This window comes from Pseudoalteromonas distincta (assembly GCF_005877035.1).
Taxonomy (GTDB): domain Bacteria; phylum Pseudomonadota; class Gammaproteobacteria; order Enterobacterales; family Alteromonadaceae; genus Pseudoalteromonas; species Pseudoalteromonas distincta.
Window position 1 is genome coordinate 1031684 of sequence record NZ_CP040558.1, and the last position, 16568, is coordinate 1048251.

The window sequence follows — 16568 nt, forward strand, 5'->3', positions numbered from 1 at the left end:
GTAAAGCAATCTTGAAAGGCCAACACGCTCTTAAGCAATCACCTTCTGTGAAAGATCAGGTATCGAATGAACTTAGAAAACATATTAGCGCAAGCACTTGAGGCGGTAGCCAGTGCCAGTGAAATAGCGCAGTTAGAAGATATCAGGGTTAATTACCTTGGTAAAAAAGGCGAAATCACTAGCTTACTTAAAACGTTAGGTAAAATAGCACCTGAAGAACGTAAAGAAGCAGGCCAAGTTATCAACCAAGCTAAACAAGATGTGCAAGTTGCTATTAACGAAAAACGTGAATTGCTTGCAAGTAAAGCACTTGAAGAAAAGCTAGCTGCTGAAACTATAGATGTAACTCTGCCAGGACGTGTTATGCCTACCGGCGGTTTACACCCAGTTACGCGCACTATTGAGCGTATAGAAAGCTTTTTTGGTGAGTTAGGTTTTGAAGTTAAATCTGGTCCAGAAATCGAAGACGATTTTCATAACTTTGATGCGCTAAATATTCCAGAGCATCATCCAGCACGTGCTGATCACGATACCTTTTATTTCAATCCTAAATTAGTACTACGCACACAAACCAGTGGCGTGCAAATTCGTACTATGGAAACTGAGCAGCCACCACTGCGCATTATTTCACCTGGACGTGTATACCGTAACGATTACGACCAAACACATACACCTATGTTCCACCAGGTTGAAGGTTTAATGGTTGATACCGATGTTAGCTTTACTGAGTTAAAAGGTATTTTGCATGATTTTTTACGTAACTTCTTTGAAGAAGATATGGAAATTCGTTTCCGTCCTTCATTCTTCCCGTTTACAGAACCTTCAGCTGAAGTAGATGTTATGGGTAAAGACGGTAAGTGGTTAGAAGTACTAGGCTGCGGCATGGTACATCCAAATGTACTTAAGTCTGTGGGTATTGACCCAGAAAAATACACCGGCTTTGCCTTTGGCATGGGTGTAGAGCGTTTAACAATGTTGCGCTATGGCGTAAACGATTTGCGTGCATTTTTCGAAAATGACTTAAAATTCCTGAACCAGTTCCGTTAAGAGTGAAACAATAAAATGAAATTTAGTGAAAAGTGGTTAAGAGAGTGGGTTAATCCTGCTATTGATACGCAAGCTCTTTCGGAACAGCTTTCAATGGCTGGTCTAGAAGTTGATGGTGTTGAGCCTGCTGCTGCCAAATTTAATGGCGTAGTTGTTGGTGAAGTTGTTGAATGTGGACAACACCCTGATGCAGATAAACTTCGTGTTACCAAAATTAACGTAGGTGGTGATGAGCTACTTGATATCGTGTGTGGTGCACCAAATTGTCGTTTAGGTATTAAAGTTGCTGTTGCAACTGTGGGCGCTGTACTTCCTGGTGACTTTAAAATTAAAAAAGCCAAACTACGCGGCCAACCTTCAAACGGAATGCTATGTGCTTTTGTTGAGCTAGGTATTAGCGAAGAAGGCGACGGCATTATGGAATTGCCAATCGATGCACCAGTAGGCACTGATTTACGTGACTATCTAGGTCTTGATGACAATATTATTGATGTTGACTTAACACCAAATCGTGGTGATTGTTTAGGCATTAAAGGCCTTGCTCGTGAAGTAGGTGTTTTAAATAGCATTGACGTAAATGTATTAGATATCCCAGCGGTTACGCCAACAATTGATGACAAAGTATCAATTGAGCTAGTTAATGAAGATGCATGTCCTCGTTACCTTGGCCGTGTGATAAAAGGCATTAACCTTGATGCTGAAACACCACTTTGGATGGTTGAAAAATTACGTCGTAGTGGCGTACGTTCAATCGACCCAGTAGTTGATGTTACTAACTATGTATTACTTGAACTTGGTCACCCAATGCACGCGTTTGATTTAAATGCGATTGAAGGTGGTATTAAAGTTCGTAGTGCAAACGCAGGCGAAGAACTTGTTTTATTAGACGGTAATACCGCTAAATTAAACGACACAACACTTGTGATAGCCGATCATAATAAAGCACTTGCAATTGCAGGTATTTTTGGTGGTGAGCAATCAGGTGTTACAGATAAAACATCTGATATATTACTTGAAAGCGCATTTTTTAATCCTGTTGCAATCGCAGGGCAAGCACGTAGCTACGGTTTGCACACTGATGCTTCACACCGTTATGAACGCGGTGTTGATTTTGCTCTACAACACGATGCAATGGAACGTGCAACAGCACTTCTTCTCGAGATTGTAGGTGGTCAAGCAGGCCCTGTAGTTGAAGCTGTTGCGGCTGATAAACTACCAAAAGTGACTGAAGTACGTCTTCGTCGTGCACGTTTAGACCGTGTTATTGGTCATCATATTGAAGATGCTAAAGTAACAGATATTCTTACGCGTTTAGGTCTTGATGTTAAAGTAGAAAATGAAAGCTGGAGTGCGGACGTACCAAGCTACCGTTTTGATATTCGCATCGAAGAAGATTTAATTGAAGAAGTAGCACGTGTTTACGGTTACAACAGCATTCCAAATGTTGCACCAACTGCAAAACTTAAAATGACGACACATAACGAAGCAACTATTGCGCTTAGCAAGTTCCGCAATACGTTAGTGACTCGTGGTTACCAAGAAGCAATTACATACAGCTTTGTAGACCCTAAAGCACAAGCTATTTTACACCCAGAGTGTAAAGCAATGGTATTACCGCATCCTATTTCAATTGAAATGTCAGCAATGCGTGTAAGTTTAATGCCCGGTTTATTAGCGTCTGTAGCTTATAACCAAAATCGCCAACAGCCTCGTATTCGTTTATTCGAACATGGTCTTAAATTTATAAGCGACGAAAGTGCAGAAAACGGTGTTTACCAAGTGCCGGTTATTGGCGGTGTTATAACAGGCCTTGTAAATGGCGAGCATTGGGTTGAAGAAAAACGTAATGTTGATTTTTACGATTTAAAAGGTGATGTTGAAGCCTTACTTGCAATTACCAATGACATTACTCGCTTTGAAATTAAAGCCGAGCAGTCAGATGGACTTCACCCTGGTCAATCAGCAGTAATATATGTTGATGGTAAAAAGGTTGGTTTTTTTGGTGCTTTACATCCTCAAGCTCAAAAGTCGTTAGATATCAACAACGCAACTTTTGTTTTTGAAATTGAAATGTCAGCAATAGAAAAAAGAAATTTACCGCAAGCAGAAGGGGTGTCTAAATTCCCTTCAAATCGCCGCGACATCGCGATTTTAGTGGCAGACAGCGTTAAATCTGGCGACATTTTAAGCGTGATCGAAAAAGTTGGCGGAAATCAATTGGTTGACCTAAACTTATTCGATGTGTATAAGGGCAAAGGTATTGAGCCAAATTATAAGAGTTTGGCGATTGCTCTAACACTGCAAGCGGTTGATAGAACACTCGAAGAGAAAGATATCAATCTAGTAGTTGATAACGTGGTGGCCGAATTGGCCGAACAGTTTAATGCATCGTTGAGGGACTAGATATGGCGCTTACTAAAGCCGACATAGCTGAACACCTATTTGAAAAGCTCGGGATCAATAAAAAAGATGCCAAAGATTTAGTTGAAGCGTTTTTTGAAGAAATCCGCTCAGCGCTAGAAAAAGGCGAGCAGGTTAAGCTCTCTGGATTTGGTAACTTTGATCTTCGAGACAAAAAAGAAAGACCAGGCCGCAACCCGAAAACAGGCGAAGATATTCCTATTTCGGCACGTCGCGTGGTGACTTTTCGACCAGGTCAAAAGCTTAAAACCCGCGTAGAAGTGGGCACAAGCAAAGCAAAATAAAAAAAGGCAGCGTAAGCTGCCTTTTTATTTGCCTGAATAACCTAGTTATTAAATTATACCAACCTGCATGAATCTTTGATCAATTTAACGAATTAAATAGCACTATAACGTCGTTAAAATATTTTTATTTAGAACAACTAGATACAAAAATTTTTGCCTAGTTCTAGCGTAATTTTCTTAACGTTAAATAGACCCCATACATAAGCAGATTGGTATTAGGTTATTTTTGCGATTATAAATTAAAACTCTCGAGGAGATACAAAATCACCTGCCATTATTTGCTGAAATGTTTGCTCTGCAAGTACATCTAGGCTATCTAAGCTTTTACCATTTGCGACTAATTTCTGCTCAATTTCAAATACATCAATATTTTCAATCCCCGACATTTGCGCTACTTTAGAAAATATATATGCGTGCTTAAACTTATCATGTTTATAAAAAAGACTAATAAGTGATGTATACACTTCCGGATTCGGTATGTTGTCTTTTTTATTGAGCTCTAGAGTTTTATAAAGTAAATCAATGGTTTTTTCATCATCAAATTTAATATAGTACGATGCTAAAAAAAATTGCATTTCGGCACTTTGCGTTACACTTTTATCATTTTCTATAGCCAATAATTTAGTCAACGCACTTTGGTTGTTATTTCGTGACCATTGGTAGTAGAGCAAACCTGGATGGTTTGTATTTTGGGTATCTTGATATAACCGAGTCATTTCTTTAATACTCGTTAATTGACCATCAATACGTGACGTTTTTTTAGCTTTTAACTTAATATGTTCAATTTTAGCGGCCAAAGTTATGCATTGGTTATAAGATTCAAAGTCCTTGAGTAATTGGTATTTATTTTCATCAGTAGGGTCTTTGTATTCTATGTAGCGTTTGATAATTACATCAGAACGCTCATCCTTGCAGTGACTGTCTTTGTTTAAGTCGCTACAAAAGCCAGGTGTTTCTTTGCACACTTGTGCGAGTGTTAACGGCTCTTCACACCCTGCCAATGTTAGCAAACCCAATAGTACACTTGCTTTTTTAAGCATTCCTTAACCCCAAATGAATATTTACTTTGTTATTCTAACGCAATCATTTAACGCCTAACAGTAGAGAATAACTTCAGTTTAAATTAGAATAGCCCTGCCTGAAGTGCATTACTCTCAAAATATAGTGCATTTTTAAAGGCTATCCGTTCAAAATGATAAACTTAGGTAAATAAAATGACCTCATCTCACGAGTTAGAATACACAAATAGTTGGCAAGAGCGCCAAGATTACGCAGAAAGCATGCAACCAATTATTGGTAAGCTTTACCGTAATCGTGGTATCGAAATCGCTGTATATGGCCGTCCTCTCGTAAATGCCAGTACTATCGATATTATCAAATCTCACAAAACCGTTGCTCAGTTTGAAGGCACTAAATTACGTTTGCGCGAAAGCTTCCCATTTTTAGAAGCTATCAGCAAAATGGAATTAAACTCAGCACGTATTGATATTGGTAAGCTTGCATATAGTTATTTGTTCACTGAAGCCGCAAAAGGTCGTTCAGTAGAAGAGTTTGTAAAAGATGAACTTGCAGAAATAACAGACTCACCAGCGAAAGAGCCACGCGATGTAGTATTGTATGGTTTTGGTCGTATCGGTCGTTTATTAGCGCGTTTATTAATTGAAAAATCAGGTCCATATTCAGATTTACGTTTGCGCGCTATTGTTGTGCGTGGTGGTAAAGATGGGGATCTTGAAAAGCGTGCAAGCTTACTGCGTCGTGATTCAATTCACGGTCCATTCAATGGCTCAATCACGATTGATAAAGAACGCAATGCAATTAAAGCTAACGGTAGCTACATTCAAGTTATTTACGCTAACTCTCCTAGCGAAATTGATTACACTCAATACGGTATCGACAATGCATTAATTGCTGATAACACAGGTATTTGGAAAGACGAAGCGGGCCTTGGCCAGCATCTAGAGTGTAAGGGCGCTGCAAAAGTATTATTAACAGCTCCTGCAAAAGGCAATATCAAAAACATCGTATATGGTGTTAATAACAAAGATATTTTACCTGAAGATAAAATTGTTTGTGCAGCAAGCTGTACAACCAATGCAATTACACCAACGCTTAAAGCACTAAACGATAAGTTTGGTATCAATAATGGCCATGTTGAAACTGTACACTCGTACACGAACGATCAAAACCTTATTGATAACTACCACAAAGCAGAGCGCCGTGGCCGTGCCGCAGCACTTAATATGGTAATTACTGAAACAGGTGCTGCAAAAGCGGTTTCAAAAGCATTACCAGAGCTTGAAGGCAAGTTAACAGGTAACGCAATCCGCGTACCTACACCTAATGTGTCGCTAGCTATTTTAAATCTTAACTTAGCAACAAGCACATCAGTTGAAGAGCTAAACGCATTTTTACGCGATACAGCACTTCATTCAGACTTACGTGATCAAATTGATTACACTGCATCAACGGAAATTGTATCTACCGATTTAGTAGGTAGCCGTTACGCAGGTGTTGTTGATTCACAAGCAACAATTGTTGAAGATAACCGTATTGTTTTATATGTATGGTACGACAATGAGTTTGGTTACAGCTGCCAAGTAGTACGTTGTATGCGCGATATGGCCGAAGTGTCATTCCCAAGCTTACCTCGCTAATTTATTTGCAGTGACTTAAAAGCCAGCATGTTGCTGGCTTTTTTGGTCGTGTATTATTTTTAAAGCGTATGCCTTGTGATAGGCTTTAATTAAGAAAATGCACATTCGTTTTACTATTTATAAAATAATGTCAGTTCTGTGAATTAATAAGCAGATAAACTTATTCAACCTAAAGGTTTTTTCATGAAAATCAGCAGCAATTTCGACAGTGGTAATATCAAAGTTATTGAAGCCACCGATCCTTTAAATATTCAATTAGAAATTAATAAAGATCACCAGTCTGAATTTTATCAGTGGTTTCACTTTCGCCTTGAAACAACACCTTACCAATTGCATAAGTTAAATATTAATGAGCTTGATAAATCAGCTTACCCAGATGGTTGGGAAGGGTATCAAGCCGTTGCATCATATGACCGCCAAACATGGTTTCGTGTACCATCAAGCTATGAAAATGGCACATTAAGCTTTGAAATTGAACCAGAGTGCGGCAGCGTATATTTTGCTTACTTTGCACCATACAGTTACGACCGCCATTTAGATTTATTATCTTGGGCACAAAGCCAAGGCGCTTGCCAATTAATAACGCTTGGTGAAACACTCGATGGCCGTGATATGAGTGTGCTTAAAATTGGTGAGCCAAGTGAAGACAAGAAAACCATTTGGATCACAGCACGTCAACATCCAGGTGAAACAATGGCGCAGTGGTATGTTGAAGGTCTACTGCACAAACTTCTTGATGACGAAGACCCACATGCCGCAGCGCTCTTATCAAAAGCAGTATTTTACGTTGTGCCTAATATGAATCCAGACGGCAGCGCACGTGGACACCTTCGTACTAACGCTAAAGGTGTTAACTTAAACCGTGAATGGCAAACACCAAGCATGGAAAATAGCCCTGAGGTTTACTTAGTGCTTAATAAAATGCGCGAAGCTGGCTTAGATATGCACCTAGACATACACGGCGATGAAGCTATCCCATATAACTTTGTGGCAGGCAGTGAAGGTATTCCAAGTTACAATGAACGCTTAAAAGGCTTAGAAGATAGCTTTAAAGCTGCGCTTTTAACTATTACACCAGAATTTCAAGATGAGCATGGCTATCCAAAAGATGAGCCAGGTCAAGCTAATCTTACGGTAGGTTCATCAGCTACGGCTGAAGAATTCAAAGCATTAACGTACACAATTGAAATGCCATTTAAAGACAACAACGATTTACCTGATCCAGATTATGGCTGGTCAGATCGTCGTTCGTATCAATTTGGTCAAGATACATTAGCGGCTATTGTTAATGTTGTTGATGATTTAAGATAAAACGCTTATCTAAAAGGGTATCAATAGTTTTGATACCCTTTTTGCTTTTAATAAAACCCTTTGTATAAAAAAAATAATCATATAGCAGCTTTATTCTTAAAACGTTTTCAACGCTTCTTCGCTGCGTATCATCACCGTATCGGTACAAATCAATCTACTTTCATTTAAATACTACAGATGTAGTGCCTTTCGCCAAGTGTGTAATTATATATTTTGAAAATTAAGTGTTAACAAAGTTAGGTTACTTAAGTTAAGATTAATTAAATCATGAGTCGGGACGGGAGAGGTAAAACCTTATTTCGTAAAGCTTATGTAGCGTAGTAGCTAAAGCAGAGTCTCGTAATTAAAAATAATAAATATAACTATAGAGGATATCCATGGAAGCTTTTGTAAGTGCTGTTAATGATGTTGTTTGGAGTGATGCACTCATCTATTTATGCCTAGGCGCAGGCTTGTTTTATTCAGTATTAACTCGATTTGCTCAAGTTAGACATTTTAAAGAAATGTGTAAGTTATTATTTAGTCCTAACACGTCTGATAAAGGTATCTCATCTTTTCAAGCCCTTGCAGTATCGTTATCTGGACGAGTAGGCGTTGGTAATATTGCTGGTGTTGCTGCCGCTATCGGCTTTGGTGGACCAGGCGCAATTTTTTGGATGTGGGTTGTTGCATTTTTAGGTGCAAGTACTGCATACGCAGAGTCTACTTTAGGCCAAATTTATAAAACAGAAGAAGATGGGCAATACCGTGGTGGCCCAGCGTACTATTTTGACCGTTGTTTAGGGCAAAAGTGGCTAGCTGTTTTATTTGCTGTTTCGGCGATTATTGCCTGTGGTGTTTTTCTACCTGGCGTGCAAGCAAATGCAGTAGGTAATGCGTTTACCCAAGTGTTTGGCAATGGCAACATGGTTACTACTAGCTTTGGTGACGTAGGTAGCTTTAAGTTAGTCGCTTTAGCAATCATCCTTATTGTTTTAGCGTTTATTATTTTTGGCGGTATAAAGCGTATTGCAAACTTTACGCAAGTAGTAGTGCCATTTATGGCGCTTGGTTACATAGTACTGGCATTAATCGTAGTATTTTTAAATTTAGATAAAGTAGCTGATATATTCTATTTAATTATTAGTGATGCATTTACTGCGCAAGCAGGTTTTGGTGCTGCTATTGGTTGGGGGGTAAAGCGTGGTATATATTCTAATGAAGCTGGCCAAGGTAGTGGGCCGCATGCTGCAGCCGCTGCAGAGGTTGATCACCCAGCTCAACAGGGTTTAGTACAAGCTTTTTCGGTTTATGTTGATACCATTTTTGTATGTACTGCAACAGCATTAATGATTTTAATAACGCAGCAATATAATGTTGTAGGTGATTTACCAGCAGGACAGTTTATTGTACAAAATGTCGATGCAGCCACTGAAGTAGGCTCAGCAGCCTTTACTCAAATGGCTTTATTTAGTGTATTTGGCAGCTTTGGACAAGCATTTGTCGGTATTGCATTATTCTTCTTTGCCTTTACCACAATACTTGCTTATTACTTCATTGCAGAGACAAATATTGCTTACTTAAATCGTTACTTTAAAGGCAATATCCCGCTTGTCCTTGTGAAATTTGTGATTATGTTCATGGTTGCATACGGTATGGTTAATAATTCAGGTTATATCTGGACTATTGGAGATATTGGCGTTGGCTTAATGGCTTGGATTAACATATTGGGTATTTTAGCTATTTTCTTTGTAGCTAAGCCAGCTTTGTTATGTTTGAGCGATTATGAGGATCAGAAGAAAAAAGGCGGAAAAATCACATTTGATCCAGTTAAATTAGGGATTAAAAATGCCTCGTTTTGGGAAAAGCGTCTAGAGAAACAGTCAAAAGACGCTGAGTAATTAAACTTAGTGGGCAACTTAGAAAATTATAGCCCCTAAATCAGTTGTTGGTTTGAATTCAAAAAAGACAACGAGAAATAAAACAAGTACAATAAAGGCGCCGAAAGGCGCTTTTTTTATGCGTAGTATGGAGAGAAGTATGGCGATTATTCGTTGCCCAAAATGTGCAAAATCAATTTCAGATAAACATAAGCAATGTCCGCATTGCGAAAGCAACATTGCAGAGCTAAACGACGAGCAAGTTTTACAACTTCAGCGCGAACAGCGAATTAAAAAAAAGCAGATGTTTATAAATCACTCCTTTTTGGCGCTTATCTTATTTTTAGGTGGTTTTTTCTGCTTGTACTTTTTACAACCGCAAGAAGAAACACTTCAGTGGTATGCTTACACTGCCGCGATAGGCATAGGCTGTATTTGGTACCTTGTAAATCGTATTATTTTAGTGACTCTAAAAAAGAAAAAATGACATGAACATCGACAATCTTGTACAAAATATTACTCCCGAATTATTCGAACGCTTACAATACGGTGCTTCTACTGGCAAGTGGCCAGACGGTACCGTTTTATCAGATGAACAAAAGCAACAAACAGTGCAGTTGGTTATGTTGTATCAAGCAAAGGTGGCTCAATCAAACGAGCAATTTACGATTGGTGCTAATGGTGAAATGATCCAAAAGACAAAAGCTCAACTACAAAAAGAATTCAAATCAGACAACGAAATAGCTAGGTTTAGTGAACATGATCTTTAAGCACCTTTTTACACCTAAGTGGAAACACCCAAAGCAACAAGTACGTCTTGATGCTATCGAAAAATTAGACATTGAACGTGATGCAACCATATTAAACACGTTAGCACTTGAAGATAGCTCAGCTGAAATTCGCCGTAAAGCGCTGCAAAAGGTAAACAATTTGCCGCTATGGTGGAAAGCGTACAAACAAGATCAAGCATTAAAAGATATAGCAGAGCTGCAAATATCTAATGCTGTTTTAAATAGCGAAAGTACACTAACAGCGCAAATCAAAAGTGAATACATAGAGCGTTTTGCACCTGTTAAAACACTCGAAAAGTTAGCATTTGCAGAAAAAGAACTGCAAGTACGCGTTAAATTATTAAAACGTTTAGCAAATCCAAAATTAGTAGAAAAAGCATTTAAAGAAGGTAGCGAAGAGCTACAAACTCAGTTAGTTGAACTTGTTATTACCCATCAATTAATTAAGCCATTAGTAAAACATGCAAAAGGTGATGCAAAAGCAGCACTTGAAACGCATATTGAAAATGAGCGTTTAGCAATTGAAATGCCACTTCAGGTTGAAAGTGCAACACGTGTTATTTTAGCTAAGTTAAATGCTTTACGTGAAAAAACAGATTTTGGTGTTGTAAATTCACAAGCCGGCGAATTAATGGCCCAGTGGCAAGCACTTGAGCTTAAATGGTTAAGTGATGAGCGTGTTAAGCTGCTTGATGAAAAATACATTTCTATTACTACTAAGTTAGATGCACACATTGAACAGCTAAAAGCGGTACATGACAAAGAGCAGCAGCAATTAGCGCAACAACAGCGTCAATTATTAGCACTTGCAACACTTGAAGCTTTGGGTGAAGAAATTGAAAATGCCTTACAGCTTGGTCTTGAAACTCCAGAGCAAATTCAACAAGATTGGCTTGATGCAAAAGTAGCGCAAGCTAAGCAAGCTATTAGCGAAACAGAACTTGCTAATAATGCACAATCAAAACTCGCTGTAAGCAAGTTAGAAAAACTATTTACTCAAGTTGCTAAGTTACCTGAGCTAACAACGGCTATTAAAGAGTACAAACTCGCTTTTGCAGCATTATGCGAAATTAAGCCAGCAGAAGATTTAGCACAATACGATGCAACTCTAACTGAATTTAATAATGGCTTTAAAGCAGCGCGTAATCATTTGAATATTTTAGATGGCGCACTGCAAAGTACCTTTAAAACACAGTTAAATGGGCATAAAAAGCAATTTTTAGCACCAATGAATGAGCTAGTTAAGCCACTTGAAAAAAACCAAAGCCAAGCAAAGCGCAAAGCTCGTGATGTTAAGCGCCTAATTGAAGAAGGTCGTTTTAATGTTGCTTTTGGCGTGTTTAAAGGCTTTGAAGAGTTATTTAATACACTTACTGAGCAATATCAGCAGCCACTTGTGAATATAAAAGCAGACCTTGAAGCGCAACTTGCAGATGCGAAAGATTGGCAAAAATACGCTGCAGCACCAAAGCGTAAAGCTTTATTAGAAGAAGTAAGTGCATTAGTAAGCGAAGAGTGTACAGACCCACAACAACGCGCAGAGCAAGTAAAAGCGCTACGTAAACGCTGGAATGAGTTAGGTCGTTTAGATACAGATGAAGAAAAGCAACAAGGCGTGCAGTTTGATGAACAAATCGAGTTGTTATTTGCGCCTTGCCGTAGTTACTTCGCAGAGCAAGAAGTGCAACGCGAAGCATCAAAAGCACAACGTGAAAATATTATTAACGACATGCATGCGCTCCATTTACAGCCAACTGCTGAGGATGACTTTGATTGGAAACAATATGAAAGCCAATACAATCGTTTAAATAAAGCGTGGCGTAGTGTGGGTAAAGTTGACCCTAAAACATACCGTACACTAAACGATCGTTATAAAAATGAGCAACAACAAGTACTGGCTTTATTAAACGCATTTCATAAAAGTAATGCAGCACTTAAAAATGAGTTAGTAGAAAAAGCGCAGCAATTATCACAAAGCGATGATTTAGCCGCTGCGTGCCAAGAGTTGAAGCAAATGCAGCAGCAATGGCAAACCATTGGCTTTGCTGGTTTAAAAGCTGAAAATGCGTTATGGCAAAAGTTTCGTCAGTATAACGATGAAACATTTACCAAGCGTAGTAGTGAGTTTGAGCAGCAAAAACTCGAGCAAAACGAGTCAGATAAGCAAGCAGTTGCAGAACTTGCTGAGCTTGAAGCAGCACTTAGTGATGTTAATCAAAGAGCGCAGTTGCACGACCTCGAAACAAAAGTGAAAGGGTACACGCAATTTAGATCGTTAGCGCCAAAGGTTACTAAGCTACTAGCTGCTATTGAAGATAAGCTTGCATTGCTTACAAGCAAATCTGAGCAAGCTAATTTAGATGCATTAATTACTGCACTTGAAAACAATGAAACGTTACCAAGTCAGTATCAAGCACCGCTTAAAACAGCATTAAGTAAAGAGCAACTTATTACTCGCATGGAAATACTAGCGAACGTAAGTTCAACCGATAAGTCACTTAGAATGGCAGAACAAGTAGCCATGCTAGATGACAAACATCGTGGCGATCATGCTGATTTAAACTATTATTTAAAACAGTTATTAGCGCTCAGTGACGGTTCAGTTGAACCTGACACACTAACGCGACTTAAAGCGACACTTGCAGCTTAATAAAACCAGCATCATATGTGCTGGTTACTATTTTACTAAGCCGCTTTAATAGCGGCTTTTTTATGTATCACTAATTCATAAACAAAAGGGTTCTCATGAGAATTTTAGTTATTATTGCAGCGTTATTTTTAACTGCCTGTAATACCACGCAAGGCATATCAGTATATTCATTTACCAACTCTGAGGTTGAATCTGTACTGGGTAAGCAATTACCAAAGTTAAGTGAAAAAGTAAGCTTAATGGGTTTACCCGTTCAGTTTGATGTAAACGACTTAAGTGTCAATATTGGACCTGATAACCGCGATGTTGTTGTGCTTGGTGCCGATTCTAGCGCTGAAATTAATGCATTCGCACTTAAATACCCTGTGCGTTTAAAGCTGCAAATTGAAGGTAGCCCATTTTACGACAGTGAGAAAAAAGCAGTGTTTTTACGTAATATTAAATTACTTGATTCGAGTGTAGATGCCGGTGGTTTTAAAGGTAATTTAGGTGCGCTTGATAGCCAAGCAATGGATGTTATTAATGCTTTTTTAGCGGTTAACCCAGTTTATACATTAAACATGGATGACCCTAAAATGATGCTACTTAGTAAACTTCCACTTGATATGAAGGTGGTTGAAGGCGCAATTAAGCTAGTACCTCGTCTATAAGTAGATCTACCTACTTACAATATACGTATTGATTAGCCTGACTTTCAGGCTAATTAGGTTTTAATATTATGGCGGCTCCTCGTACTGTTCCCACTTCTCGGCTTTCCCGTTTTGCAAAATTAGGCTCACTTGCCACAGGTGTTGCTACCAACATGTTAGTTGATGGTGCTAAGAGCGCGCTAACTGGTAAAGGTTGGGACAATAAAAGCTTACTACTACAACCTAAAAATATTGAAAAACTAGCCACACAGCTATCACATTTACGTGGTGCAGCAATGAAGCTCGGGCAATTACTTTCAATGGATGCCGGTGACTTACTCAGTCCTGAATTAGCTCAATTACTTGCTTTACTTCGCTCAGACGCGAACCCAATGCCTCATAAGCAGCTTGTTGAAGTGTTAAAAGAGCAATGGGGGGATGAGTGGCTAGCGCGTTTTTCTCACATTGAGCTAAGACCTTTTGCAGCGGCTTCTATAGGGCAAGTTCATTTGGCTTATAAAGAAAATGGCGAGCAGCTTGCTGTTAAAATTCAATACCCTGGTATTGCTAAAAGTGTAGTAAGTGATGTCGATAACGTTATTTCTTTATTAACGATTTCTCGATTATTGCCAAAAGATCTTAATATTAAACCACTTATTGGTGAGGCTAAGGCACAGTTATTAGCTGAGGCTGATTATAAACGTGAGGCTCAGTACTTAATACGTTATAAAAATGCATTAGCAACTAATCCCCACTTTAAAGTACCCAAAGTATATCCAGAGCACAGCACACAACAAGTGCTAACTATGGAATATATAAAAGCAGAACCTATTGAGAGCATTACAGAGCTACCAGATAGTCAAAAAAGCTTTGTTGCAAAGCAACTTATTGATTTGTTTTTCAAAGAAATGTTTGAATTTAAATTGATTCAAACCGACCCTAATTTTGCCAACTTTCATTATCAGCTTGAGACCCAAAAAATTGTTTTATTTGATTTTGGTGCAACGCGAGAAATATCAACCGAGCTTAGCTTAGCGTACTTAGCCTTATTTAAAGTGGGTAGCGAAAACAACCGAGAAGGTGTACTTAAAGCGGCATCACACATAGGTTATTTTAAAAATGACTTAGTTGATGAGTATAAAAACAACGTCATTGATTTATTTTTAATGGCGTGCGAGCCGCTAAGAGCAGAAGGGGAATTTGATTTTAAAAATAGCGAACTCGCGCTCAAAATTAAAAATGCAGGGCTTGCCCTTAGTGCGCAATCTCAACAATGGCATACACCGCCGGTTGATGCGCTATTTATCCACCGAAAACTTGCAGGACTTTATTTAATAGCCGCAAGGCTAGGTGCAAAAATAGATGTAAAAACGTTATTTAAGCACTATTTATAGCTTTTTAACTTACGCGTAAGTGCACTTTAAGTAATGAGTGCACTTAGCGTATAAAATTGCCATAATGCTCGCGATATTTCGCGAGGTGTATTTATGATAAAACAATTTTTAAACGATCCTAAATTATTGCTAAACGCAGTAGGTGAGGGCATATACGGTTTTGACCTATCGGGTAATGCGGTGTTTGTTAATCCTGCCGCTGAGCGCATGACAGGTTGGTGCGCTGAGGAACTATTAGGTAAAAAAATACACCAATATCATCACCATACTCATGCTGATGGCACACCTTATCCCGCAGATGAATGCCAAATTTACTGCACCATGTTTGATGGAAAACGTCGTGAAGTTAAAAATGAAGTTTTTTGGCGTAAAGACGGTAGCTCATTTGCAGTGGAATACACTTCAACACCTGTTTATAAAAATGATAAGTTAATTGGTGCTGTAGCGGTATTTCGCGATATATCACTGCAACAGCAAACACAAAATGCACTGCAAGAGGCACTTACTCAAGTAAAGCACTTAAGTGAGCAGCTAAAAGATGAAAACAACTACTTAATTGCAGAGCTCAACGAAGATTGGCAAGACTCAGGGCTAGTTGGACAAAGCCATATATTTCAAACTATGTTAGATCAAATAAAACTGGTAAGTGAAACCGACAGCACAGTGCTTATACTTGGCGAAAATGGCACAGGTAAAGAGTTGGTAGCCCGTAACTTGTATAGGCTAAGCAAACGTAGCGAACAAGCCTTTATAAAAGTAAATTGCGCTGCATTTACCCCGAGCTTGCTAGAGTCGGAATTGTTTGGCCATGAAAAGGGCGCGTTTACAGGTGCCAATGAACGTCGTAAAGGGCGCTTTGAACTTGCTGATAAAGGCACCTTGTTTTTAGATGAGATAGCAGAGCTTCCACTTGAGGCGCAAAGTAAATTACTGAGAGTCCTGCAAGAACAAGAGTTTGAACGTGTGGGTGGCAGCAACACGCTAAAAGTAAACATTAGAGTAATTGCAGCGACTAATCGCGACTTGTGGGAAATGGTACAAAAAGGCACGTTTAGAATTGATTTGTATTATCGGCTCAATGTATTTCCTATAAAAGTACCCGCCCTTAAAGATCGAAAAGAAGATATTCCTTATTTATGCGCTAATTTAATTGCGCAACTAAATAAACGGCTCGGGAAAAATTTAAAAGGGCTAAGTAAAAAAGCAATTACGCAGCTGCAGGCTTACGATTGGCCAGGCAATATTAGAGAGCTGCAAAATGTACTTGAACGCGAAGCTATTTTATCTAATCAAGCTGTACTTCAGCTAAGTCAGCCTTTGCAAGCGGGTGGTGAAGTCGTTATTAATCCTTCACTTACGCTCGATGAAGCGCAAAAGCAGCATATAACCTCTGTTCTTGTGTTATCGGACTGGCAAATATCCGGTGATAAAGGAGCGGCAGTTAAATTGGGCTTACCTGAGAGTACACTACGCTCAAAAATGCGAAAGTTAGGAATTGCTAAAAATTCGTGATATATCGCGAAGT

General features: G+C 38.9%; 13 protein-coding genes. 12 read left to right on the forward strand and 1 reads right to left on the reverse strand.

The window, feature by feature from the left end; genetic code table 11:
* Positions 1–66 precede the first annotated feature (66 nt).
* Genes pheS through ihfA form a run of 3 tightly spaced genes read left to right on the forward strand, consistent with a single transcriptional unit; the run spans position 67 to position 3752 of the window.
* Positions 67–1047 (forward strand): phenylalanine--tRNA ligase subunit alpha, encoded by a 981-nt coding sequence (gene pheS / locus FFU37_RS04615; protein WP_039486289.1) that lies wholly within the window; start codon positions 67–69, stop codon positions 1045–1047.
* Between the two features lie 15 nt (positions 1048–1062).
* Entirely contained in the window at positions 1063–3450 is a 2388-nt protein-coding gene (gene pheT / locus FFU37_RS04620; protein ID WP_138488820.1) for a phenylalanine--tRNA ligase subunit beta, read from the forward strand.
* 2 nt (positions 3451–3452) lie between these two features.
* On the forward strand, positions 3453–3752 hold the full coding sequence (ihfA, locus tag FFU37_RS04625; protein WP_002960690.1) for an integration host factor subunit alpha: 300 nt from the start codon (positions 3453–3455) through the stop codon (positions 3750–3752).
* A 239-nt stretch (positions 3753–3991) separates the two neighbouring features.
* On the opposite strand, the gene FFU37_RS04630 is transcribed toward ihfA, so the two are convergent.
* Positions 3992–4792, reverse strand: coding sequence for a DUF2989 domain-containing protein (locus FFU37_RS04630; protein WP_024596170.1), 801 nt, complete (start codon positions 4790–4792; stop codon positions 3992–3994).
* Positions 4793–4966: 174 nt separating this feature from the next.
* Between FFU37_RS04630 and FFU37_RS04635 the strand changes: the two genes are divergently transcribed.
* The 9 genes from FFU37_RS04635 to FFU37_RS04675 all read left to right on the forward strand — a co-directional run bounded on the left by FFU37_RS04635 (position 4967) and on the right by FFU37_RS04675 (position 16555).
* Complete coding sequence (locus FFU37_RS04635) at positions 4967–6409, forward strand: glyceraldehyde-3-phosphate dehydrogenase (protein WP_138488821.1); 1443 nt, start codon at positions 4967–4969, stop codon at positions 6407–6409.
* A gap of 183 nt (positions 6410–6592) precedes the next feature.
* Positions 6593–7720 carry a M14 family metallopeptidase gene (locus tag FFU37_RS04640; protein WP_138488822.1) on the forward strand — a complete coding sequence of 376 codons (1128 nt, stop codon included), beginning with the start codon at positions 6593–6595 and terminating at the stop codon, positions 7718–7720.
* Between the two features lie 377 nt (positions 7721–8097).
* Positions 8098–9600: an alanine/glycine:cation symporter family protein gene (locus FFU37_RS04645; RefSeq protein WP_039486316.1), complete on the forward strand. Its 1503-nt coding sequence runs from the start codon at positions 8098–8100 to the stop codon at positions 9598–9600.
* A 139-nt stretch (positions 9601–9739) separates the two neighbouring features.
* Complete coding sequence (locus tag FFU37_RS04650) at positions 9740–10066, forward strand: hypothetical protein (protein WP_024605018.1); 327 nt, start codon at positions 9740–9742, stop codon at positions 10064–10066.
* 1 nt (position 10067) lies between these two features.
* The gene (locus FFU37_RS04655; RefSeq protein ID WP_007378333.1) at positions 10068–10349 is read left to right on the forward strand and encodes a YeaC family protein; all 282 of its coding nucleotides are present in this window, start codon (positions 10068–10070) and stop codon (positions 10347–10349) included.
* Positions 10339–13020 (forward strand): DUF349 domain-containing protein, encoded by a 2682-nt coding sequence (locus FFU37_RS04660; protein ID WP_138488823.1) that lies wholly within the window; start codon positions 10339–10341, stop codon positions 13018–13020. The genes FFU37_RS04655 and FFU37_RS04660 overlap by 11 nt, the downstream gene beginning before the upstream one ends.
* A gap of 95 nt (positions 13021–13115) precedes the next feature.
* On the forward strand, positions 13116–13670 hold the full coding sequence (locus FFU37_RS04665; RefSeq protein ID WP_002960677.1) for a YceB family lipoprotein: 555 nt from the start codon (positions 13116–13118) through the stop codon (positions 13668–13670).
* A 68-nt stretch (positions 13671–13738) separates the two neighbouring features.
* Entirely contained in the window at positions 13739–15043 is a 1305-nt protein-coding gene (locus FFU37_RS04670) for an ABC1 kinase family protein (RefSeq protein WP_138488824.1), read from the forward strand.
* A 93-nt stretch (positions 15044–15136) separates the two neighbouring features.
* The gene (locus tag FFU37_RS04675) at positions 15137–16555 is read left to right on the forward strand and encodes a sigma-54 interaction domain-containing protein (protein WP_138488825.1); all 1419 of its coding nucleotides are present in this window, start codon (positions 15137–15139) and stop codon (positions 16553–16555) included.
* The last annotated feature ends 13 nt before the right edge of the window (positions 16556–16568 follow it).

Coding starts and splice junctions, on each gene's coding strand:
- FFU37_RS04630 (WP_024596170.1), bottom strand. CDS start 4,792: ATGCTTAAAAAAGCAAGTGTACTATTGGGTTTGCTAACATTGGCAGGG.
- FFU37_RS04665 (WP_002960677.1), top strand. CDS start 13,116: ATGAGAATTTTAGTTATTATTGCAGCGTTATTTTTAACTGCCTGTAAT.
- FFU37_RS04635 (WP_138488821.1), top strand. CDS start 4,967: ATGACCTCATCTCACGAGTTAGAATACACAAATAGTTGGCAAGAGCGC.
- FFU37_RS04650 (WP_024605018.1), top strand. CDS start 9,740: ATGGCGATTATTCGTTGCCCAAAATGTGCAAAATCAATTTCAGATAAA.
- FFU37_RS04675 (WP_138488825.1), top strand. CDS start 15,137: ATGATAAAACAATTTTTAAACGATCCTAAATTATTGCTAAACGCAGTA.
- FFU37_RS04640 (WP_138488822.1), top strand. CDS start 6,593: ATGAAAATCAGCAGCAATTTCGACAGTGGTAATATCAAAGTTATTGAA.
- pheS (WP_039486289.1), top strand. CDS start 67: ATGAACTTAGAAAACATATTAGCGCAAGCACTTGAGGCGGTAGCCAGT.
- FFU37_RS04655 (WP_007378333.1), top strand. CDS start 10,068: ATGAACATCGACAATCTTGTACAAAATATTACTCCCGAATTATTCGAA.
- FFU37_RS04670 (WP_138488824.1), top strand. CDS start 13,739: ATGGCGGCTCCTCGTACTGTTCCCACTTCTCGGCTTTCCCGTTTTGCA.
- FFU37_RS04660 (WP_138488823.1), top strand. CDS start 10,339: ATGATCTTTAAGCACCTTTTTACACCTAAGTGGAAACACCCAAAGCAA.
- FFU37_RS04645 (WP_039486316.1), top strand. CDS start 8,098: ATGGAAGCTTTTGTAAGTGCTGTTAATGATGTTGTTTGGAGTGATGCA.
- pheT (WP_138488820.1), top strand. CDS start 1,063: ATGAAATTTAGTGAAAAGTGGTTAAGAGAGTGGGTTAATCCTGCTATT.
- ihfA (WP_002960690.1), top strand. CDS start 3,453: ATGGCGCTTACTAAAGCCGACATAGCTGAACACCTATTTGAAAAGCTC.